19 protein-coding genes are annotated in these 20,256 nt (G+C 59.0%); 10 read left to right on the top strand and 9 right to left on the bottom strand.

The window, feature by feature from the left end; genetic code table 11:
* Positions 1-160 precede the first annotated feature (160 nt).
* The 3 genes from V6P94_RS08445 to dinG form a co-directional block, all read right to left on the bottom strand.
* Positions 161-1,306 (bottom strand): serine hydrolase domain-containing protein, encoded by a 1,146-nt coding sequence (locus tag V6P94_RS08445; protein ID WP_326398386.1) that lies wholly within the window; start codon positions 1,304-1,306, stop codon positions 161-163.
* 111 nt (positions 1,307-1,417) lie between these two features.
* Positions 1,418-3,781, bottom strand: a complete 2,364-nt coding sequence (locus V6P94_RS08440; RefSeq protein ID WP_326398387.1) for a beta-galactosidase — start codon at positions 3,779-3,781, stop codon at positions 1,418-1,420.
* Between the two features lie 95 nt (positions 3,782-3,876).
* Positions 3,877-6,021: an ATP-dependent DNA helicase DinG gene (gene dinG / locus V6P94_RS08435; protein ID WP_133075866.1), complete on the bottom strand. Its 2,145-nt coding sequence runs from the start codon at positions 6,019-6,021 to the stop codon at positions 3,877-3,879.
* A 98-nt stretch (positions 6,022-6,119) separates the two neighbouring features.
* Here dinG and V6P94_RS08430 point away from each other — a divergent pair, with 98 nt between their 5' ends.
* Positions 6,120-6,584 (top strand): CopD family protein, encoded by a 465-nt coding sequence (locus V6P94_RS08430; protein ID WP_133075867.1) that lies wholly within the window; start codon positions 6,120-6,122, stop codon positions 6,582-6,584.
* A gap of 58 nt (positions 6,585-6,642) precedes the next feature.
* Here V6P94_RS08430 and V6P94_RS08425 read toward each other — a convergent pair whose 3' ends face one another.
* The 3 genes from V6P94_RS08425 to V6P94_RS08415 form a co-directional block, all read right to left on the bottom strand.
* Positions 6,643-7,401 carry a collagen-like protein gene (locus V6P94_RS08425; RefSeq protein ID WP_326398389.1) on the bottom strand — a complete coding sequence of 253 codons (759 nt, stop codon included), beginning with the start codon at positions 7,399-7,401 and terminating at the stop codon, positions 6,643-6,645.
* Positions 7,394-7,663 carry a DUF1145 domain-containing protein gene (locus V6P94_RS08420; RefSeq protein WP_133075869.1) on the bottom strand — a complete coding sequence of 90 codons (270 nt, stop codon included), beginning with the start codon at positions 7,661-7,663 and terminating at the stop codon, positions 7,394-7,396. The genes V6P94_RS08425 and V6P94_RS08420 overlap by 8 nt, the downstream gene beginning before the upstream one ends.
* A 138-nt stretch (positions 7,664-7,801) precedes the next feature.
* A complete protein-coding gene (locus V6P94_RS08415; RefSeq protein ID WP_133075870.1) occupies positions 7,802-8,494 on the bottom strand; it encodes an OmpA family protein in 693 nt (230 codons plus the stop codon).
* Between the two features lie 146 nt (positions 8,495-8,640).
* On the opposite strand from V6P94_RS08415, the gene V6P94_RS08410 reads away from it, so the two are divergent.
* From V6P94_RS08410 to V6P94_RS08380, 7 genes are all read left to right on the top strand, one after another.
* A complete protein-coding gene (locus V6P94_RS08410) occupies positions 8,641-9,138 on the top strand; it encodes a DUF6231 family protein (RefSeq protein ID WP_326398390.1) in 498 nt (165 codons plus the stop codon).
* Positions 9,139-9,142: 4 nt separating this feature from the next.
* Complete coding sequence (locus V6P94_RS08405; protein WP_326398391.1) at positions 9,143-9,619, top strand: YchJ family protein; 477 nt, start codon at positions 9,143-9,145, stop codon at positions 9,617-9,619.
* A gap of 34 nt (positions 9,620-9,653) precedes the next feature.
* Positions 9,654-10,139: an LEA type 2 family protein gene (locus V6P94_RS08400; RefSeq protein ID WP_219260802.1), complete on the top strand. Its 486-nt coding sequence runs from the start codon at positions 9,654-9,656 to the stop codon at positions 10,137-10,139.
* 7 nt (positions 10,140-10,146) lie between these two features.
* Positions 10,147-10,356 carry an SEC-C metal-binding domain-containing protein gene (locus V6P94_RS08395; protein WP_019823514.1) on the top strand — a complete coding sequence of 70 codons (210 nt, stop codon included), beginning with the start codon at positions 10,147-10,149 and terminating at the stop codon, positions 10,354-10,356.
* 201 nt (positions 10,357-10,557) lie between these two features.
* Positions 10,558-11,199: a glutathione S-transferase N-terminal domain-containing protein gene (locus tag V6P94_RS08390; protein ID WP_326398392.1), complete on the top strand. Its 642-nt coding sequence runs from the start codon at positions 10,558-10,560 to the stop codon at positions 11,197-11,199.
* Between the two features lie 186 nt (positions 11,200-11,385).
* Positions 11,386-13,848 carry a penicillin acylase family protein gene (locus V6P94_RS08385; protein ID WP_326398393.1) on the top strand — a complete coding sequence of 821 codons (2,463 nt, stop codon included), beginning with the start codon at positions 11,386-11,388 and terminating at the stop codon, positions 13,846-13,848.
* A 162-nt stretch (positions 13,849-14,010) separates the two neighbouring features.
* Entirely contained in the window at positions 14,011-15,132 is a 1,122-nt protein-coding gene (locus tag V6P94_RS08380; RefSeq protein ID WP_326398394.1) for a succinylglutamate desuccinylase/aspartoacylase family protein, read from the top strand.
* A 27-nt stretch (positions 15,133-15,159) separates the two neighbouring features.
* Here the strand turns inward: V6P94_RS08380 and V6P94_RS08375 are convergent, their stop codons facing one another.
* Both V6P94_RS08375 and dcd read right to left on the bottom strand, forming a co-directional pair.
* Positions 15,160-15,366: a hypothetical protein gene (locus V6P94_RS08375; RefSeq protein ID WP_133075877.1), complete on the bottom strand. Its 207-nt coding sequence runs from the start codon at positions 15,364-15,366 to the stop codon at positions 15,160-15,162.
* A 93-nt stretch (positions 15,367-15,459) separates the two neighbouring features.
* Positions 15,460-16,026: a dCTP deaminase gene (dcd, locus tag V6P94_RS08370; protein WP_016779707.1), complete on the bottom strand. Its 567-nt coding sequence runs from the start codon at positions 16,024-16,026 to the stop codon at positions 15,460-15,462.
* Positions 16,027-16,378: 352 nt separating this feature from the next.
* Between dcd and V6P94_RS08365 the strand changes: the two genes are divergently transcribed.
* The gene (locus V6P94_RS08365) at positions 16,379-16,588 is read left to right on the top strand and encodes a cold-shock protein (RefSeq protein WP_002554837.1); all 210 of its coding nucleotides are present in this window, start codon (positions 16,379-16,381) and stop codon (positions 16,586-16,588) included.
* Positions 16,589-16,786: 198 nt separating this feature from the next.
* Here V6P94_RS08365 and apbC read toward each other — a convergent pair whose 3' ends face one another.
* On the bottom strand, positions 16,787-17,881 hold the full coding sequence (apbC, locus tag V6P94_RS08360; protein WP_133075878.1) for an iron-sulfur cluster carrier protein ApbC: 1,095 nt from the start codon (positions 17,879-17,881) through the stop codon (positions 16,787-16,789).
* Positions 17,882-18,062: 181 nt separating this feature from the next.
* On the opposite strand from apbC, the gene metG reads away from it, so the two are divergent.
* A complete protein-coding gene (gene metG / locus V6P94_RS08355) occupies positions 18,063-20,114 on the top strand; it encodes a methionine--tRNA ligase (RefSeq protein WP_133075879.1) in 2,052 nt (683 codons plus the stop codon).
* The last annotated feature ends 142 nt before the right edge of the window (positions 20,115-20,256 follow it).

Genomic DNA, 20,256 nt, shown 5'->3' with positions numbered 1-20,256 from the left:
GCACCGGTAGGATTTTGAAACAGAGCAACGCGCTCTGGACGCACAATTTTTGGGCGTTATTGAATCGGCGCTGAAAGTATCAGCGCCAAAGTGGATTTTTTGTGAAATAGAACGCTTGTAGCCACTGCAGAAGGCAGAGGCTACACATCGTCAACCCGGCCTAAAGTGCCGCGTAGACCAAAGGCGCCAGTTTTTGCACGCGCGGGTCCATCAGCACATGACTGCCCATGGTGGTGGTCACGAAACCAAAGCTTACATCCCGCTCAGGGTCGGCAAAGGATATCGGCCCACCCAGCCCCACATGGCCGAAAGCCTTTGGCCCCATGCGATGTGACGCTCCCGGATCGGCCGGTTGTTCCATCATGCAGCCCAGGCCATAGCGCATGGGCCGCAGCAGGGTTCGGTCTATATCGTTACTGTGCTCGCGGGTGAACTCTTCAAGCAGTTCAGGCCCCACCAGCCGCCCGCCCATCAACGCACTGTAAAACCCGGCCAGGCCATGAGCGGTGCCGTGGCCATTCACACCGGGATGGCGATAAGCCCACCAGCGGGGGTCCGACGTTTGCCTCGACGCATTGGAGGGGTTAGTAAAGGCAAGGGTCGCGACATGCTCGGGCTCGCTGACCATCACGGTGCGAAGGTCTTGCGCGTAGTTATCGCCCGTTCTCCCTTCAGCGCGTTCAAAAGCAGCAATGCGATGAAAGTGCTCCGAATCAACGCCCATATGCACTTCCAAAGCATTGGGCTCAGAAATCCGTTCACGAATAAACCTGCAGGGGTCTCGCCCATCGGCCCGGCGTATCAATTCGCCAACGATCCAGCCATACGTGGTAGCGCCGTAGCCTACATCGGTCCCGGGCTCCCACCACAGCGGCTCCGCTGCCACGACCTCGGCCATGGCATCCCAGTCGTACATGATGGGCGTGCGGTTAGGCAAACGCAGCGCGGGGATGCCGGAGGTATGACACAACACCTGGCGCAATGTGATGCGCCCTTTACCGCCCTGGGAAAATTCCGGCCAATAGTGGGCAACCGTCTGATCCAGCTCCAGCTTGCCCTCCTCGACCAGCATCAGCGCCGCGATGGCGGTGAAAGGCTTGATGCAGCAATAGGTGTTGACCAGCGTGTCGTGACGCCAGGGCTTGTGACCCTCCAAGTCCGCCACACCCGCCCACAGATCGACAACCGTCTCGCCACCGACCTGCACACAGAGTCCTGCCCCACGTTCCTGCGGATCGTCAAAGATCGCCTCGAAGGCTTGCTGAACGGCCTCAAATCCACTTGCACACTTCCCTTTAGCTTCCATGACCAAGACTCCATTCAGTTGAGTGAAGGACCTTAGTTTTAAAGTGGGAATTGAACAGGTAGAAACCCTTCAGGGCGATGAAATACTTCGCCGCCCATCGGGTTTGACCTCTCAGTGACCTTTGCCGGAATGACCGCCCGCATGCCCTGTGCCAGAGCGTCCGCCGCTGCCGTCGTCGGTTGCATGCACGGGGGCCTTGGCGGCTTTTTCTTCCTCGGCCCGGGCTTTGGCCGCTTCCTGGCCCAACTGGTCGAGGGCTTGCAGGTTGGACTTGCGTACGCTGTCGACAAATCCGGTAAACGGCAAATCGGTGATACCGATCATGCCGAAGTGACCGTTTTCGCCATCCAGCAGGCGACCGGTTACCGGCTGGTCCAGGTACTGGAACCAGTGCACACCGACAATCGATGGCTCGGCCACGGCCTGTTTGAGGAACTTGCTGTAGGCCGGACCACGAGCCTCTTCGTTGGCCACTTCGGTGACGCCGCCCCAGAACGGGCCGCGGTCACGGGAGCCAAAGTTGAACTCGGTGATCATCACCGGTTTATCCAGTTCGCGCAGCTTGGCAAAATCATAACCGTCCTGCGGTTGCAGGGTGTAGAGGTTGAAACTCAGCACATCGCAGTACTTGGCGCAGGATGCCACGGCCTCTGGCGTGCTGACGGCGAAACGCCCGCCCAGCAGCAAGTGATTGGGGGCATGCCATTTCAGCGAGTCAGCAATGGTCTTGAAGTAGGTGTCGGCGAAGACTTTCTGGAAATACTGGTAATCGGCTTCGATTTCCGGGTGTTCGGCGTTAGGCAAAGGCGCCTCGAAGCCCGGGTCTTCCATGAGCTCCCACGCCGGAATATCCACACCCCAGGCCTTGGACAGGCCCTGCTGGTTGCGGTACTTGTCCCGCAATTGCTTGAGGAATGCGCGCTTGGCCGGTGCGTCGGTGGTCATGCGCAGCGTGCCGAGGGCTAACGCATAACGGGATTTCGGATCATCACCCGGGCCTGCCCACGCCAGTTCGTTGTCGGCGAAATAGCCGATCAACCACGGGTCGTCACGATGGTCACGGGCAGCAATGGCCACGGCGCGCTCGGTGGCCATTGCAAAGCGCGGGTCGAACGGGTCGGGCATGCCGCCCCACCAGTCGGCGCCGGTACTGATGCTGGTGTAGTCACCCACAATCGACAGCGGCAAGGTATACGGCACGCGATCATTGAGGCCCAACTGCGGGTCGCTCCAGTTGCCGATGGTGTTGAACCCCCAGGCTTGCAGTCGATCCAGGGTATGGGTTTGCCAGCGCTTGGCATCGAAGGCCTCAGGCGCACAAGGAATGGCGGGTGTGCTGCCCGGCTCGGTTTTTAGCTCGGCTTTTACCGGTGGGCAAGGTTCGCCGTAGATCCGTTGCAGGTTGGCACCGTAGAAGTTGTACCAGCGACCTGCGTTGAAGCCCCTGCCCTGAGTGGACGCATTGCCGCTGTTGTTGTCCGCGGTACCGTAATAGCTGGCCAGCGCAGCGCCGTCCTTGGGCAAGTCGGTGAACATCCACTCACGGCCTGCGACGTAGGTCTGGCTGTCGTTGGCCGTCACGGCGTTCAGGCCCAGGGAGTAAAAGGGATGACCTTCGGGGGTGATCAGGTTCCAGCGTCCGTTACGTTTTTCGGTGCGGAAAAAACCGGTCGCCTCAAACCCTGGTCCCTTGAGCCAGCCGCCATATTTATCCTGGTCGGCACGTCCGGCCAGCCAGCCCTTGAGTTGTTGCTGTTCCTTGGCTGCCGCCGCCTTGAGCTGCTCGTCGTTAGCCACACGCTCCGGCCATTTGGCACGGGTCGACTGGCCGTAGCCATCGACGATCGAGCCATAAACAGCTTTGATCACGCCCTCACCGTCCTGCACCCCGAAGCGCTCCAGCAGAATGCTTTGCGCAGCAGCCGGTTGCGGGATCGACAGGCTCACCGAGACCACTTGGCTCAGATCGATGTCACCCGTGCTGGCGGCCAGCAAGATGCGCTGGCCATCGACTGTCATCGGCATTGGCGGGCCGGCTCGCATGCCCTGGCTGCGAGGCGAATTGGCCTTCAATGGCAACAGCAGAGTCTGCGCCGGGCCTGCTGGCAGTGCGACACGGCTGGTCAGGGTTTGGCCGTTACTGCTCTGCACGGTCACGTCCAGGGTCAGCGCCCAGTTCATCGCATTCTGGATGCGCAGGGTCATCATCCCCGACTGGGACCAGTCCCATACTCCGGTTTGCGGGGTCAACCGCAGGCTCGGCGCGGCGGCCGGGTTGAAGATCACGCGGCGCAGCACTTCGCCTTCCGCCGTTTGCTCCGCATTGTATTGCGGCAAGCTCGCATCCGTAGTCGCCACTTGCACCACATCTGCCGGGCGAACGAAATTGAACAGGGTTTGTTGACCGGCAGGCGCCGCCAACAGCGGGGTCGTAACCAGCAACGCAAAAACAGCAGACAGCGAACGGCGAATCATATGGATCTGGCTCTCCCAAACGGCCGAAAACGGGCCTGTGAGGTGGTGAAGGTCAAAGCATAGACAGCAAAGTCGGCAATAACGCCGACTCGCACTTAAGAAATTTCGCGCCTGAAAGGCGGCAATGCATTAAGGATGGCTTTGCCGTAGCGCTGGGTGACCAGTCGCCGGTCCAGCAAAGTGATCGTGCCGCGATCTTGTTCGGTTCGCAGCAGCCGCCCGCAAGCCTGCACCAGCTTCAGCGAAGCGTCGGGCACCGAGATCTCCATGAAGGGATTACCGCCACGGGCTTCGATCCACTCCGCCAGCGCCGCCTCGACGGGATCATCGGGCACGGAGAACGGGATTTTGGCGATGACCACGTGCTCGCAATAGGCGCCGGGCAAGTCCACACCCTCGGCAAAGCTGGCCAGGCCAAACAGTACGCTGGAATCTCCACCGTCGACCCGGGCCTTGTGTTTATTGAGGGTTTCCTGCTTGGACAGGTTGCCCTGGATAAACACTTGCTTGCGCCAGTCCCGCTCCAGGCCGTCGAACACGTCCTGCATTTGCTTGCGCGATGAAAACAGCACCAGGGTGCCCCGCGAACCTTCGACCAGTGCCGGCAGCTCACGAATGATCGCCGCCGTATGGGCCGTCGCGTCACGCGGATCGGCTTTAAGGTCCGGCACCCGCAAAACGCCCGCATCCGCGTGATGGAAGGGGCTTGGCACCACGGCGGTAACGGCGGCTTTCGGCAGGCCTGCGCGCATGCGGAAACGGTCGAACGTGCCCAGTGCCGTCAGGGTGGCCGATGTCACCAGGACGCCGTAAGCCACGTTCCACAGGTTGCGACGCAGCATTTCAGCGGCAAGGATGGGGCTGGCATTGACCTCGATATCAAACAGCGAACCGCTTTCAGCCAGGGTCAGCCAGCGCGCCATTGGCGGGTTGTCTTCAGGGTCTTCGACGGTAAAGGCAGTCCACAATTCCCAGTTGCCTTGGGCACGGGACAGCAAGCTGCCAAACAGCGGATACCACTCTTCAGCCTGGTTGCTGGTGATGCCGATATTGACCTCACCGTCCATGCCGTCCTTGAGGATTTCGGTCAGGCGGGTGAACAGATCCGTCAGGCGCGAGAAGCCTTTTTTCAGTTCGATACCCATTTCACGCATGTGATCGGGAATCAACCCGCCGATAAAGCGGTGGCGGGGACGCTCGCGGCCCTCTGGCTCTTCACCCACTTTAAAGTCCGCAATTTGCTCACACGCCGCGAACATGAACTGTTGCTGGGCCTTGATCTCTTTGGCCAGCTCCGGCACTTGCTCCAGCAAACGGCCCAGGTCGCCCGGCAATGGGTGCTGGGCAAGCAGTTTGGTGAGGTTTTTGGCGGTTTGCTCCAGCCAGTCGGCTGTTGAACGCAAACGGGTGTAATGGGCGAAATGGCCAATAGCCTTGTCTGGCAGGTGATGACCTTCGTCGAACACGTAGACCGTGTCTCGGGGGTCAGGCAATACAGCGCCACCACCCAGGGCGAGGTCAGCCAGGACCATGTCGTGGTTGGTGACAATGACGTCCACCTTGCTCATGCCTTCGCGGGCCTTGTAAAAGGCGCACTGTCCGAAGTTGGGGCAATGACGGTTGGTGCATTGACTGTGATCGGTGGTCAGGCGTGCCCAGTCCTGGTCTTCCAGCGCCTGGGGCCAGCTGTCGCGGTCGCCGTCCCATTTATTGCCGGCCAGTTTTTCAATCATACTGGTGAACAGCTTCTGGCTGGCCTCATCGACTTCGATCTTGAAGCCTTCTTCTTCGAACAGCTGCGCCGTCGCGGTTTGCGCGTGGCCCTCTTGCAGCAGCATGTCGAGTTTGGACAGACACATGTAGCGGCCACGCCCCTTGGCCAGCGCGAAGGTAAAATTCAGCCCGCTGTTGCGCATCAGGTCCGGCAGGTCCTTGTAGACGATCTGCTCTTGCAGCGCGACGGTGGCGGTGGCGACTACCAGTCGCTTGCCTGCCGCCTTGGCCACTGGAATGGCCGCCAGGCAATAGGCCACGGTTTTACCGGTGCCGGTGCCCGCTTCTACAGCGACCACAGCCGGATCGCCACTGCGGTGGTTCTCTTCGTCGGTGTCGATATCACCCAGCACCTTGGCCACTTCAGCGATCATCAAACGCTGGCCGTAACGGGGCTTAAGGCTTTTGGATTCGAGAAAACGCGAATAAGCGCCCTGGATCTGGGTTTTGAGTTCGGTACTAATCATGATTCTTCGGGCGCAAGAAACGCTGGATAAATTTTCAGTGGTTCGAATGGCCGCTATCATACCCCGCTAATTCATCCCGCGCCGAACGGAGTACCCCAATGACCGCCTTTGCCCTCGCCTACAGCCTGCATGTATTGGCCGCCCTGATCTGGGTGGGCGGCATGTTTTTCGCCTGGATGATCCTGCGCCCGGCGGCAATCGCAGCCCTGGAAGGCCCTGCGCGGTTAAAACTGTGGGTTGAAGTGTTTCAACGTTTTTTTGTCTGGGTATGGGTCGCGGTGGTGATTTTGCCGATCAGCGGTGTCGGCCTGCTGCAGATGCGCTTCAACGGTTTTGAAACGGCTCCGCGCTACGTACAGATCATGATGGGGCTGTACATCGTGATGGTGGCGCTGTTTATCCGGATCCAGTCGCTGCAATTGCCTGAATTGCGCAAGGCCGTAGAGACCCAGGCGTGGGCAGAAGGCGCAGCGGTGATGGGCCGGATCCGGCGACTGGTGGGGTGCAACCTGCTTGTGGGCCTGGCACTGGTGGCCATTGCGGCGGCACGGCCGGGTTTCTGAGTCTGACGGTTAACTTCGAAGTGTGTGGGAGCAGGCTTGCTCCCACAATCTGCCTGGATTACAGCCGCTGAAGAGTCACCGCGCCCGCTGTACCCGCTTCACCCGGCTGCCCGGCCAGACCGGGACGGCCCGATTTGCCGCCGTCCGTGCGGTACACGATGCAACCCTTGGATTTACCGCCTGAGCCCGGGCGTCCGGCTTCCCCGGGCTTGCCACCCGCACCACCGTCTACCCGCACGCTGATCTGCTCGCCTGGGTAGTCACGAGGCAGTTCGACCCGCACCTGCCCCCCTGCTGCACCCGGCTGGCCATTGCCACCGTTGTCGCCATTGGCACCTGAGCCCGCCGAACCCCAGGTACAACCCGGATTTTCACCGTTGCCGCCATCCAGCCCGACAAAACCCGGCGCCCCCGTACCACCACGGGCGTCGATGGACAGTTGCGGCGCTTGCAGTGACTCGATGCGCAGGCTCAGGTCCCGTGCTGGCCGTGCCGGCTTTTCGAAGGTGCCTGCGGCACCGCGGGCATTGATCTGGCTGCCTTCGCCCAGTTCGGCACGGACCACCCGCAGCTCTATGCCGCGTTCGGCTGGCACGAGGGTGATGCGCGCCTCGCGGCCCAAATGCAGTTGGTCGATGTTGACCTGAGTGACACCGGCCGGAATCAATAACGTGCCGTAATCTGCAACGTCGAGTTTTTCCAGGTGCAACACGCTGGCGTTGGCGGGCAGGCGCATCAGCGAGTTGGCTTCAACCAGTACCACGTCAGCATGGGCAAAAGGGCTGCACAGGACAGCCAGCAAACATAACTTACGCATGACGGGGCTCTCGCTCAGCAAGGGTGTAGGCGTGGAAAATTCCAAGCACAATAATCAGCAGGCGATCACGCCAGGGATGGGGCCGGTCTTGCAGACGGGCTTTGAACAGCAGCATTTCAAGCGCGTGGGTCAGCAGCAACAGACTGCCAGCAGCGTTAATCAACACATCGAACGGGTAGATCAAGGGATCGTACAGGTTGATCAGTACCACGCCCCAAAACACCAGCGTCAATGCCTTACCCAGCCCCCAAAGCATCTTCATACATCCGCCTTCAGATTTTCTTTGGACGCACAGTAACGGCTTGCAGGAGCACGGCGCCAGATACCTTTACAAAAAGTTTCGCCGCAGAATTGACCCTGGTGATCAAACCTGCGGCGAACCTCAGTACCCGGTGCCTGCTCAGCGAACGATCAGGATCTCGGTACGTCTGTTTTGGGCCCGACCTTCAGGGGTCTGGTTACTGGCAATCGGGTTCGCCTCGCCGGCACCTGCCACAGAGACAAACTGACTGCGCGGCACGCCGCTTTCGATCAAGTACTCGACCACTGACTGCGCACGCTGTTTGGACAGCTTGAGGTTGTATGCCTCATTACCCACGCTGTCGGTGTAGCCGGTGACCTTGAGCTGCGCATTGGCTGCGTCTTTTTTCAGGCGGGCAGCAATCACATTGAGCTTGTCCTTGTCGGACGCGGTCAGTTTGGCGGAGTTGAATTCGAAATTCACATCACGCACCACAATCGCTTCTTCCTTGACCACGACCACTTCCTGCACCACAACCACGGCCACAATCGGACAGCCCACGTCATCGACTTTCACGCCCTTGGGTGTGTCAGGGCACTTGTCGCGACTATCCAGTACACCATCGCCATCCGCATCGCCATCGCCGTGAACCCAGCAATAAGCGGCAGCCATGCCCGCGCCGAACAGGGCACCGCCCCCGGCCCAGGCTGAACTGTTTATCGCGCCCAACGCCGCCCCGCCCACACCCCCGACGGCGGCACAGGTGGGCCAATCGGTTTTCTGCAACCCGGCACAGCCCGTTAAAACACTGGTGAGAACAACCAAAGGTAACGCTGTTCTGATGAGGCTCATAAGGGGATCACTCCTGAGGGTCGGCGTCTGGCCGATGCACCGCAAAGTAAAGACCTCGGTTGGGGTATGCGCCAGCATCGTGACAGCACCCCTAGGCCGCAAGGCTCGCGCAGGCTAGTCTTGGACGCTCTAAGTGAGGACTTTCGATGACGCTCGGTATTTCTACACGCACGCCCCAGCAAGCGCTGGCAGCACTGCTTGATCGTTATGCGCCGCAACGCTTGCTCGTGGTCGGCGCCAGCAGCTTCCCGGCACTGGCCGCTTTTCAGGCTGCGCACCCTCAGGCACTGGTCGCTCACGCAGCGCCCGGCCCACTGCCCCAGGACCTTGGCGCACAGCGCTTTGACCTCGCCCTGGTGATCGATTGCCTGGAACACCTGCCCAAACGCACAGGTCTGGAGCTGTTGGGAGGGATTCGCAACCTCAATGCCAGCCGCATCGCCGTGCTGGTGGACCTGACGGCCTGCGACTGGAAAGAAACCGATTTTTTCGCACTCGCCCTGCAAAGTAATGAGCGCTTTCAGCGTGACGAGCAGGTACTGACTCTTTTCACTTACGATCTGCGCGAGTACAAACAAGTACCCGACTGGCTCAACGCCAGGTTTTGGGCCAATCCGGAAAATTTTGGCAAGTATTGGTGGTAACCCGATGAGTACATCCATTTGCCCCTGTGGCAGCGGCAACCTTCTGGACGCCTGCTGCGGGCACTATCACGACGGTCATCCGGCCCCAAGCGCCGAAACACTGATGCGCTCGCGTTACAGCGCCTATGTGCTGGGACTGATCGACTATCTGGTCGCGACCACCTTGCCCGTGCAGCAGGCCGGGCTCGATCGGCTGTCCATTGCCGACTGGAGCGCGCAAAGTACCTGGCTGGGCCTGACGGTCGAAGGCAGCGAAGTGTTCGGCGGTCAGCCTGAACATGCATTTGTGACCTTTACTGCACGCTGGCATGACGCCAACGGTGAGCACAGCCACCGCGAGCGCTCGTCATTTGTACAAAGCTGTGGCCGCTGGTATTTCATCGACCCCACGGTACCGCTGAAGGTTGGGCGCAACGATGCATGCCCATGCACCAGCGGCCTTAAATTCAAAAAATGCTGTGCCGGCTTTTTCAGTCAATAGGCTGACCGGATTCTGGCACTTTGAGGGGTAAGGAATGGATGCTCGGGCTCGAATAATAAAAGCAACTGCCCTGGCGATGGTCCTGATGCTGTCGGGATGCGTCTCCTGGTTTGACTCCGCAGACAAGGACCCGGACGTACGCCTGGTCAGGGTTGAACTGGTTCAGGCCAAATTACTGGAACAACGCTTCAAGCTGCATTTCATGATCGATAACCCCAATGACTCCACACTCACCGTGCGGGGCCTGAGCTATACCGTGTACCTGGGCACGATAAAACTCACTGAAGGTGAACGAGAACACTGGTTCAGCGTGGAACCCAACAGCCAGGCGGAATTCACGATCCCGGTTCGCACCAACCTCTGGCCACAGGTGCGTCCCCTGGTCAAATTGCTCGAAACACCCGACCGGCCCATCCCCTACCGGTTTGAGGGCACACTTGAAACCGGCCTGTTCTACGGTTACGACGTGCACGTGACGCGTAAAGGCGAGATAATCCCCGGTGATTTTATTCCAGAGTGATTGAGCAATGACCCAACAACCCCACGTTCATGGCCCCGACTGCAACCACGATCATGATCATGGCCACACCCATGACCACGACAATGGTCATGTACATGGCCCGCATTGCGGCCATGCACCTCAAGAGCCTGTGCGCAACGAACTGAAAGACGTTGGCCGCAACGACCCTTGCCCGTGCGGCAGCAGCAAAAAATTCAAGAAGTGCCACGGCGCCTGATCCCACGGGGCGCTCTGCAAACGCCGCACCTGCCTTGGGCATGTGCGGCGTTTGTGTTTTTGCGCAATGAAAATTCAGATCAAGAATCCATCACCGGCTTTCATCCGACGCTCTTTTGGGAGTAAAACTGACAACCCACAGCCAACGGCCACCTCTGACGGCCATTGCTTGCTGCGTGATTATTTCCTTTTGGAGCCCTTCATGATCGATCTTTATTACTGGACCACGCCCAACGGCCACAAAGTCTCGTTGTTTCTTGAAGAAGCTGGCCTGCCCTACAAGGTTCACCCGATCAACATCGGTAAAAATGAACAGTTCGCTCCGGACTTCCTGAAGATCGCCCCAAACAATCGCATCCCTGCCATTGTCGACCAGGCTCCGGCCGACGGCGGCGAACCGCTGTCGCTGTTCGAGTCCGGCGCTATCTTGTTGTACCTCGCGGAAAAAACCGGGGAATTTTTGCCCAAGGATCTGCGCGGTCGGCAGATGGCCCTGCAATGGCTTTTCTGGCAAATGGGCGGCCTGGGCCCCATGGCCGGACAAAATCATCACTTCAATCGTTTCGCACCGGAAAAAATCCCGTACGCGATGAAGCGCTACACCGATGAAACGGCCCGCCTGTACGGTGTCTTGAACAAACAGCTGGAGGGTCGGGACTTTGTGGCCGGGGCCGAGTACAGCATTGCCGACATGGCGATTTACCCGTGGATCGTGCCCCATGAGTGGCAAGGCCAGAACCTGGACGATTTCCCGGCCCTGAAGGTGTGGTTCCAGCGCATCAAGGCACGCCCGGCCACTGAACGGGCCTACGCGCTGGTGGATAAAATCAACCCGCCCAAGTAACCCGATCAGGCTTTGCATAGCCGCTGGCGCAGGCTGCAACGGACCGCGCAGCGGCTCTATGAATTTGAAGGCCCTGCGGGCCTTATCGCAGCCTGCGGAAACGGCTACAGATAGCGCTTGCACGGTGTCATCGGCCTCACTAACGTAGCGGCTTTCGATGACACATCCCCCCGCAGGAGCTTTGCCATGGCCTCGCCAGCCCTTACTCATTTTCTACCCCGGTTCGGCGTTGCCGCGGCAGTGGTCAGCCTGCTGGGCTTGACCGGTTGCCAGATTAACAATCAGACCACTCAAAGCCTGGTACCTACCTCTGGCATGCAGCCGCTCAAAGGGCTGGCGCAGAATGTGTCGGTTCGTCGCAACAGCCAGGGCATGCCGCTGATCGAAAGCAGCAGCTTTCATGACGCCCTGTTCACCCTGGGTTATGTGCACGCCGGTGACCGTATCAGCCAGATGGTGCGCCTGCGCTTGCTGGCACAGGGTCGACTGGCCGAGCTGAACGGTGCCGACGCCCTGGAAACCGACCGGCTGATGCGCACCATCAATCTGAAAAAGAACGCTGACGAACTCTATAAGAGTGCATCCCCGCGCCTTAAGCAGTTTTTCGAGGTGTATGCCCGCGGGGTCAACGCCTATCTGTTCCGCTATCGCGACAAGCTCCCGGCCGATCTGGCGCACGCCAGCTATAAAGTCGAGTACTGGAAACCCGAAGACTCGGCGCTGATTTTCAGCCTGCTGAACTTCGGGATGTCGACCAATCTGCAAGAAGAACTCAACTCCCTGGCGCTTGCACAAAAAGTCGGCACGGACAAACTCCCGTGGCTGATGCCGACCTACCCCAACGAAGCCCTGCCCACCAGCGAAGCAGACAAGCTCAAAGGCCTTGCCCTGGGTAGCCAACTGCAAGGTTTGAGCCCCTTGACCCAGACTCTGGAGCAGATCACCCAACTGAGCCTGCCCGGCGTCACGGCGTCGAGTGGCTGGGCGATTGGCCCGCAACGCAGCCGCAGCGGCAAAAGCCTGCTGGCCAACGATATTCACCAGCCCATCGGCGTCCCTTCGGCGTGGAGCTACGTACAGATTCGCGCTCCGAAATATCAGGCTGCGGGCGCAACCATCGCGGGTTTGCCTACGCTGTTTGCCGGTTTCAATGGCAAAGTGGCATGGGGCATGAGCATGGCGATGGGGGATAACCAGGACGTGTTCCTGGAGAAGCTCAAACGCCAAGGCAGCAGCCTGTACTACCTTGCTGACGGCAAATGGCTGCCGGCGACGGTGCGCAACGAAACGTTTTTCGTCAAAGGCCAGCGCCCGGTACGCGAGGTCATTTACGAAACCCGCCACGGGCCGCTGCTCAACAGCGCGGTAGGCACACCCAATGCGCTGAACAGCAGCCTTGGCCTTGCCCTGCAAACCCCGGACTTGAAGGGTGACAAAACCCTGGATGCGTTCTTTGACCTGTCCCGCGCCCAGAACAGCGAAAAAGCCTCGGATGCCAGCCGCGAAATACGCGCTGTGGCCCTGAATTTGTTGTACGCCGACGCCAGTCACATTGGCTGGCAGGTGACCGGTCTCTATCCGAACCGACGCGAGGGCCTTGGCCTGTTCCCGTCACCGGGCTGGGACAGCCGCTACGACTGGGAGGGTTACGCCGACCCGATGCTGCACCCCTACGACCAGGACCCGGCCCAGGGCTGGCTGGGTACGGCCAACCAGCGAACTGCCGCCTATGGCTACGGCATGCAACTGTCCAACTCGTGGCTGTCACCTGAACGCAGTGAGCGCCTTGCGCAACTGGCAGGCAGCGGCAAACAGGACGCTCGCAGCATGATCGCGATGCAATACGACCAAACCACGCTGTTCGCGACCAAGCTGAAGACCATGCTGACCGCCCCCGGGATGGCGCTGCCACTCAAGCAGGCGATCGCAGGGTTGCCCGCGACCGATCAGGCCAAGGCCCGCGAAGCCCTCGGCCGACTGATGGCCTTTGACGGCAAACTCAGCCCGACCTCGGCCGATGCGGCGCTGTATGAACTGTTTTTGCAGGAAAGTACCCGCCAGCTCTTCCTTGATGAATTGGGGCCAGAGAGCAGCGCCAGCTGGAAGGCATTCATTGCCAACAGCAACCTGTCCTACTCGGCGGTGGCAGACCACTTGCTGGGCCGTGAAGACAGCCCCTTCTGGGACGATATTCGGACCCCGCTAAAAGAAGACAAGCCGGCCATTCTGGCCCGCACCCTGGTGGGCGCCATCAACGCCGGTGACAGCCTGATGGGCAGCGATCGCAGGGCATGGCAGTGGGGCAAGCTGCATCAATATCAGTGGCGCAATGCCAGTGGCCAGACGGTTCGCGGGCCGGTCATGGCAGGGGGCGATCACACCACGCTCAACACCGCGGCTTACAGCGTCGCCGGATCAAATTTCGACGTTACGCTGATCCCTGCCATGCGCATGATCGTCGACTTCGGGCAAATCGAACCGATGATGGGGCAAAACAGTACGGGCCAATCCAGTAACCCGGCCAGTGCGCACTACACGGACGGCATAGACCCGTGGCTAAAGGGCCAGTACCTCGGCTTCCCCATGCAACCGCAGAACTTCGAAAAAACCTACGGTAAAACCCGCCTTACCCTGGTTCCGGGTAAGTAATTGCTGCGAAGCGGCCCTCTCCTGCACACAGCTGGAGAGGGCTTATGCTTGATGGCACAGGCGCAAAAATAATCTGTAGGCCAGCTGGAATGTGCTTGGATTGAACTGACGGGACACAACGCTACTGCCTGGCCTTCTCACCCGGTCTACAAGGACGTCACCATGCAGCGACATCAAATTCACCCATTGCTGGCACCTGTTCCGGGCACTGAACGGCATATCCACAGTTTTCATTACGGCCCCGCCCACCCTCGGGGCAAGATCTATATCCAGGCCTCGCTGCATGCTGATGAACTGCCCGGCATGCTGGTTGCGTGGCACCTCAAGCAGCGCCTGGCTGAACTGGAAGCAGCAGGACGATTGCGCAGTGAAATCTTGCTGGTACCGATGGCCAATCCGGCCGGTCTGGACCAAGTGCTGATGGATATCCCGCTGGGCCGTTACGAGCTGCAAAGCGGGCAGAACTTCAACCGCAACTTCCTCGATCTCAGTGAGCAAATCGGTGACGAGCTTGAAGGTCAGTTAACCAATGACCCTGCACATAACCTGCAGCTGATTCGTTGTCACTTGCGCAAGTCGCTGGCGGCCCAGGTGCCAATAACGCAATTGCACTCGCAACGCCTGATTCTGCAGACCCTGGCCTGCGATGCCGATGTGGTGCTGGATCTGCACTGCGACTATGAGGCGGTGCCCCACCTTTACACCACGCCAGAGGCCTGGTTGCAGTTCGAACCGCTGGCCCGTTATCTCGGCGCTCAAGCCAGCTTGCTGGCGACAGACTCCGGCGGACTCTCGTTCGACGAGTGCTTCACCCTGCTGTGGTGGCAACTACAGAAGCGCTTCGAGCACTGCTTCGCGATTCCGCAGGGCAGCATCTCCGTGACCCTGGAGTTGCGCGGCCTGGGTGACGTCAGCCACGCGCATGCAGAGCACGACTGTCAGGCACTGATTGACTACATGATCGATTTTGGCGCGATTGACGGCGAACCCGGGCCTTTGCCGCCCCTGCTCTACCCCGCAACCCCCTTGGGCGGTGTGGAGCCCGTGGCGACACCTGTGGGCGGCTTGCTGGTATTCAGTGCCAAGCCAGGCGACTACCTGAGCGCTGGACAGTTGATTGCCGAAATCATTGACCCGATCAACGACCGGCTCACACCGGTCTACTGCACCCACCCGGGGTTGCTCTACGCCCGTTCACTTCGGCGAATGGCCACTGCAGGTATGGTGATAGCCCACGTGGCGGGCCGCGACACTTACCGCAGCGGCTATCTGCTTTCGCCTTGAGCCGACCGGTTCAGGGCAAGTCAATATTCACGCAATCGGGGCAGGCGGTGGCTCGTCAGGCAGCGTTGGCACGCCCGGTTCGGGTTCGATCGGTTGCGGGGAATCGGGATCAGGCTGGCCGGGGATGCCACCTGCATGCAACTGTGGGAAGGCAAGCAAAGACCACGCCAGCACCCCTACCTGATTAGGCTCAAGGTTTGCCAGTTGGGCGCGGATACTCGGATCAATCTTCATGAGGCACTCCTGAGCGATGATCCGGCTCGCTGGATGCGTAACCGGAAATACACTCAATAGAGTGCTTTATCGCTCAAGAATTCCCTCTGTTCGTCAGGTGCGTGGCAAGGTCACGCCGCGCTGGCCCTGATATTTGCCGCCACGGTCCTTGTACGACACTTCGCACTCTTCATCGGACTCGAAGAACAGCATTTGTGCCACGCCTTCGTTGGCGTAGATCTTGGCAGGCAATGTCGTGGTGTTCGAAAACTCCAGCGTTACGTGGCCTTCCCACTCAGGCTCAAGCGGCGTCACGTTAACGATGATGCCGCAACGAGCGTAGGTGCTTTTACCCAGGCAGATGGTCAGCACGTTGCGCGGGATACGGAAGTACTCAACCGTGCGTGCCAGAGCGAAGGAGTTGGGCGGAATGATGCAGACGTCGCTGGTGACATCAACAAAGCTGCCCGCGTCGAAGTTCTTCGGATCAACGGTCGCCGAGTTGATATTGGTGAACACTTTGAATTCGTTTGCACAACGAACGTCGTAGCCGTAGCTCGATACGCCGTAGGAAATCAGACGGTTCTCGCCTTCTTCACGCACCTGACGCTCGACGAAAGGTTCGATCATGCCGTGCTCTTGCGCCATGCGGCGAATCCACTTGTCTGGTTTGATGCTCATGGCGGGTGTCCTGAATAGCGAGGTAGAAAATTCTGTCGGGCATCTTACCGCCCCCTAGGGCCCGGTTCAAAAGTCTGGGGCAAAAATATCGAAAATAGCTGTAGATGCCGTGAATACAGGCTGTGAGGGCAACCGTCAGTCACGTTTTTAGAGAAACCTTCGCAAAGACCCTTTGCACGTTCGGAAAAAAGCGTTAAGGTGGCGCCACTGTGCTGCTTGTGTCACTGAGAATCTCTACACGATATGTTGAATTTCGATCCAACCATCTCCAAGAATTTTTCCTGCTCTTTGCACTCAGTCTCGGCCAGGGCTTTTCCTGCGTCGCAGTTATCTTTGTTCAAGGAGTTACACCATGTCTAATCGCCAAACTGGTACCGTTAAGTGGTTCAACGATGAAAAAGGCTTCGGCTTCATCACTCCACAATCCGGTGACGACCTGTTTGTTCACTTCAAAGCAATCCAATCCGACGGCTTCAAAAGCCTGAAAGAAGGCCAACAGGTTTCTTTCATCGCTACCCGCGGTCAGAAAGGCATGCAAGCTGAGGAAGTTCAAGTTATCTAACTTGTACTGATCCAGTAAAAAACCCCGCCCTTAAAAGCGGGGTTTTTTTATGCCTGCAATAAACCCGGGCACGATTTTGTAGTCGCTGACGAGGCACGAGGCGGCGATGGGCTGCGTATCGGCCCCCATTTTTGAAGGCCCTGCGGGCCTTATCGCAGCCTCGTACCTCGTCAGCGACTACAGGTATTGCGTCACAACTCAGTCGTCAGTGGTAGTAATGGTCGGCATGGCCTGCGAAGCCGCTTCATGCAGAACAATCCGCGCCCCTACCTGGCGAGCCAATTCCTGATAGATCAACGCAATCGGGCTATTGGGATCTGCAACCGCTGTTGGCTTGCCGTTATCGGCCTGCTCGCGAATTTCCATCGACAGCGGCAACGAGGCCAATACCTCAACGCCGTATTGCGTCGCCAGCTTCTCGCCACCGCCCTCGCCAAACAGATGCTCTGCATGACCACAGTTCGAGCAAATGTGGACCGCCATGTTCTCCACCACGCCCAGCACCGGAATGTTCACCTTGCGGAACATCTCGACACCCTTGCGTGCATCCAGCAAAGCCAGGTCCTGCGGGGTAGTCACGATCACCGAACCGGTCACTGGGACTTTTTGCGCCAGCGTCAGCTGGATATCGCCGGTACCCGGCGGCATATCAATGACCAGGTAATCGAGGTCATTCCAGGCCGTTTGCGTCACAAGCTGCAACAGCGCACCCGACACCATCGGGCCGCGCCAGACCATCGGCGTGTTGTCGTCAGTCAAAAAAGCCATCGACATCACTTCAACACCGTGAGCCTCAATGGGCACAAACCACTTCTGATCACGGATCTTTGGCCGAGTACCTTCGGCAATGCCGAACATGACTCCCTGGCTCGGACCATAGATATCCGCATCCAGGATCCCCACCCGCGCACCTTCTCGCGCTAACGCCAGAGCCAGATTGGCAGCGGTCGTGGATTTGCCCACACCGCCTTTACCGGAGGCCACTGCCACAATGTTCTTCACATTGGCCAGACCCGGGATTTGCGCCTGCGCCTTATGCGCCGAAATCACACAGCTGATATCGACCTTGGCCGAGGTAACGCCATCCATATTCTCGATAGCCGTTTGCAACACTTGCGCCCAACCGCTCTTGAACAAGCCAGCGGCATAGCCCAGCTCAAGCTGAACACTGACGCGCTCGCCCTGAATCTCGATGGTACGAATGCATCCGGCACTGACCGGGTCCTGATTCAAATAAGGGTCGGTGTATTGGCGAAGGACGGCCTCCACCGCTGCGCGATTGACTGCGCTCATGGGCAACTCCCGTAAAGACTGAGTAAAACAGGTCGCTATCGTACCTGTAATAGACCAACGGAAGCAGGCTTTCGAAACAGTCAAAATCAGCGTAAACGATCAGATACACCGCCACGGGGTGAAATATATCGCTCGGCGCTTTATAGTGGCCGACCACCGTCTCATCAAGTAGCCGAGCCCCATGTCCGAGCCACGCAAGATCCTCGTCACCAGCGCCCTGCCCTATGCCAATGGTTCAATTCACCTTGGCCATATGCTTGAGTACATCCAGACCGATATGTGGGTGCGCTTCCAGAAACTTCGCGGCAATCAATGCACTTATGTCTGCGCGGACGACGCCCACGGCTCGGCCATCATGTTGCGCGCCGAGAAAGAAGGCATCACCCCCGAGCAACTGATCGCCAACGTCCAGGCTGAACACAGCGCCGACTTTGCCGAATTCCTCGTTGACTTCGACAATTTCCATTCGACCCACGCCGAAGAAAACCGTGAGCTGTCGAGTGCGATCTACATCAAGCTGCGCGAAGCCGGGCATATCGCTACCCGTTCGATCACCCAGTACTTCGACCCGGAAAAGAAAATGTTCCTGGCCGATCGCTTCATCAAGGGCACATGCCCTAAATGCGGCACGGATGATCAGTACGGCGACAACTGCGAAAAGTGCGGCGCAACCTATGCACCCACGGATCTGAAAAACCCGAAATCGGCAATCTCTGGCGCCACTCCGGTGCTCAAGGACTCCGAACACTTTTTCTTCAAGCTGCCCGACTTCGATGCCATGCTCAAAAGCTGGACCCGTAGCGGCGCCCTGCAAGATGCAGTAGCCAACAAGATCGCCGAATGGCTGGATGCCGGCCTGCAACAGTGGGATATCTCCCGTGATGCGCCGTACTTCGGTTTCGAGATTCCGGACGCCCCAGGCAAATACTTCTACGTATGGCTGGATGCGCCAATCGGCTACATGGCCAGCTTCAAGAACCTCTGCGCACGCCGTCCTGAACTGGATTTCGATGCGTACTGGGCCAAGGATTCCACCGCCGAGCTGTACCACTTCATCGGCAAGGACATCGTCAATTTCCACGCCCTGTTCTGGCCGGCAATGCTCGAAGGCGCAGGCTATCGCAAGCCAACCGCCATCAACGTTCACGGTTACCTGACCGTCAACGGCCAGAAAATGTCCAAATCCCGCGGCACCTTTATCAAGGCCCGCACCTATCTGGACCACCTGGCACCGGAATACCTGCGTTACTACTACGCCTCCAAACTGGGCCGCGGCGTCGATGACCTGGACCTGAACCTGGAAGACTTCGTTCAGAAGGTCAACTCCGACCTGGTCGGCAAAGTGGTCAACATTGCCAGCCGTTGCGCAGGTTTCATTCACAAGGGCAACGCCGGGGTAATGGTCGAGGGCAATGCTGCACCCGAACTGACCGAAGCGTTCCTGGCCGCCGCACCCAGCATTGCCGAAGCGTATGAAGCCCGCGACTTTGCGCGCGCCATGCGTGAAATCATGGCGCTTGCTGACCGCGCCAACGCCTGGATTGCCGACAAGGCTCCTTGGGCAATGGCCAAGGTCGAAGGCAAGCAAGATGAAGTTCAGGCTGTCTGTGCCCTGGGCATCAACCTGTTCCGCCAACTGATCATCTTCCTCAAGCCGGTATTGCCCGTGCTCGCAGCCGATGCCGAGGCGTTCCTGAACGTTGAGCCTTTGATCTGGAACGATCACAACGTGTTGCTGGCCAATCATCAGCTAAACGCCTTCAAGCCGCTGATGACCCGCATCGATCCGGTCAAGGTTCAAGCCATGACAGATGCCTCGAAAGAAGATTTGATTGCAAGCCAGACCGACACCGGTAGCGCTGCCCCGCAGGGCAACGGCGAACTGGTCAAGGAACCGCTGGCCGCAGAGATCGAGTTTGATACCTTCGCCGCAGTGGACTTGCGCGTGGCGCTGATCCTCAAGGCAGAGGCCGTTGAAGGCGCCGACAAACTGCTGCGCCTGACGCTGGATATTGGTGACGAGCAACGCAACGTGTTCTCGGGGATCAAAAGTGCATACCCGAATCCGGCCGAGCTCGAAGGTCGTCTGACCATGATGATTGCCAACCTCAAGCCACGCAAAATGCGCTTCGGCATGTCCGAAGGCATGGTGATGGCTGCCGGCCCTGGCGGGGAAGAAATCTACCTGCTGAGCCCGGATAGCGGCGCAAAACCAGGTCAACGCATCAAGTAACACCGCCCCCCTCGCAGCGTCTGGTGGCCAGCAGGCCACCAGACGCTGATCATCAGTAGCCGCCCTCCCCGTCATGTCGGATAATCAGCCGCATTCGCTTGAGCCGACCGACCTTGACCGCACGCCCTTATTTTTTCTGCGC

This window comes from Pseudomonas sp. ML2-2023-3, assembly GCF_037055275.1.
In the GTDB taxonomy this organism is placed as follows: Bacteria; Pseudomonadota; Gammaproteobacteria; order Pseudomonadales; family Pseudomonadaceae; genus Aquipseudomonas.
The sequence above is the reverse complement of the archived record's forward strand: the minus strand, read 5'-3'. Positions and strand labels throughout refer to the sequence as shown.

What these genes read in the sequence shown, in the direction of transcription:
- dcd (WP_016779707.1), bottom strand. Translation starts at nt 16,026, where the DNA reads ATGAGCATCAAACCAGACAAGTGGATTCGCCGCATGGCGCAAGAGCAC.
- V6P94_RS08385 (WP_326398393.1), top strand. Translation starts at nt 11,386, where the DNA reads ATGGCCTCGCCAGCCCTTACTCATTTTCTACCCCGGTTCGGCGTTGCC.
- V6P94_RS08445 (WP_326398386.1), bottom strand. Translation starts at nt 1,306, where the DNA reads ATGGAAGCTAAAGGGAAGTGTGCAAGTGGATTTGAGGCCGTTCAGCAA.
- V6P94_RS08395 (WP_019823514.1), top strand. Translation starts at nt 10,147, where the DNA reads ATGACCCAACAACCCCACGTTCATGGCCCCGACTGCAACCACGATCAT.
- V6P94_RS08415 (WP_133075870.1), bottom strand. Translation starts at nt 8,494, where the DNA reads ATGAGCCTCATCAGAACAGCGTTACCTTTGGTTGTTCTCACCAGTGTT.
- V6P94_RS08380 (WP_326398394.1), top strand. Translation starts at nt 14,011, where the DNA reads ATGCAGCGACATCAAATTCACCCATTGCTGGCACCTGTTCCGGGCACT.
- metG (WP_133075879.1), top strand. Translation starts at nt 18,063, where the DNA reads ATGTCCGAGCCACGCAAGATCCTCGTCACCAGCGCCCTGCCCTATGCC.
- V6P94_RS08405 (WP_326398391.1), top strand. Translation starts at nt 9,143, where the DNA reads ATGAGTACATCCATTTGCCCCTGTGGCAGCGGCAACCTTCTGGACGCC.
- V6P94_RS08390 (WP_326398392.1), top strand. Translation starts at nt 10,558, where the DNA reads ATGATCGATCTTTATTACTGGACCACGCCCAACGGCCACAAAGTCTCG.
- V6P94_RS08375 (WP_133075877.1), bottom strand. Translation starts at nt 15,366, where the DNA reads ATGAAGATTGATCCGAGTATCCGCGCCCAACTGGCAAACCTTGAGCCT.
- apbC (WP_133075878.1), bottom strand. Translation starts at nt 17,881, where the DNA reads ATGAGCGCAGTCAATCGCGCAGCGGTGGAGGCCGTCCTTCGCCAATAC.
- V6P94_RS08420 (WP_133075869.1), bottom strand. Translation starts at nt 7,663, where the DNA reads ATGAAGATGCTTTGGGGGCTGGGTAAGGCATTGACGCTGGTGTTTTGG.
- dinG (WP_133075866.1), bottom strand. Translation starts at nt 6,021, where the DNA reads ATGATTAGTACCGAACTCAAAACCCAGATCCAGGGCGCTTATTCGCGT.
- V6P94_RS08400 (WP_219260802.1), top strand. Translation starts at nt 9,654, where the DNA reads ATGGATGCTCGGGCTCGAATAATAAAAGCAACTGCCCTGGCGATGGTC.
- V6P94_RS08430 (WP_133075867.1), top strand. Translation starts at nt 6,120, where the DNA reads ATGACCGCCTTTGCCCTCGCCTACAGCCTGCATGTATTGGCCGCCCTG.
- V6P94_RS08410 (WP_326398390.1), top strand. Translation starts at nt 8,641, where the DNA reads ATGACGCTCGGTATTTCTACACGCACGCCCCAGCAAGCGCTGGCAGCA.
- V6P94_RS08425 (WP_326398389.1), bottom strand. Translation starts at nt 7,401, where the DNA reads ATGCGTAAGTTATGTTTGCTGGCTGTCCTGTGCAGCCCTTTTGCCCAT.
- V6P94_RS08365 (WP_002554837.1), top strand. Translation starts at nt 16,379, where the DNA reads ATGTCTAATCGCCAAACTGGTACCGTTAAGTGGTTCAACGATGAAAAA.
- V6P94_RS08440 (WP_326398387.1), bottom strand. Translation starts at nt 3,781, where the DNA reads ATGATTCGCCGTTCGCTGTCTGCTGTTTTTGCGTTGCTGGTTACGACC.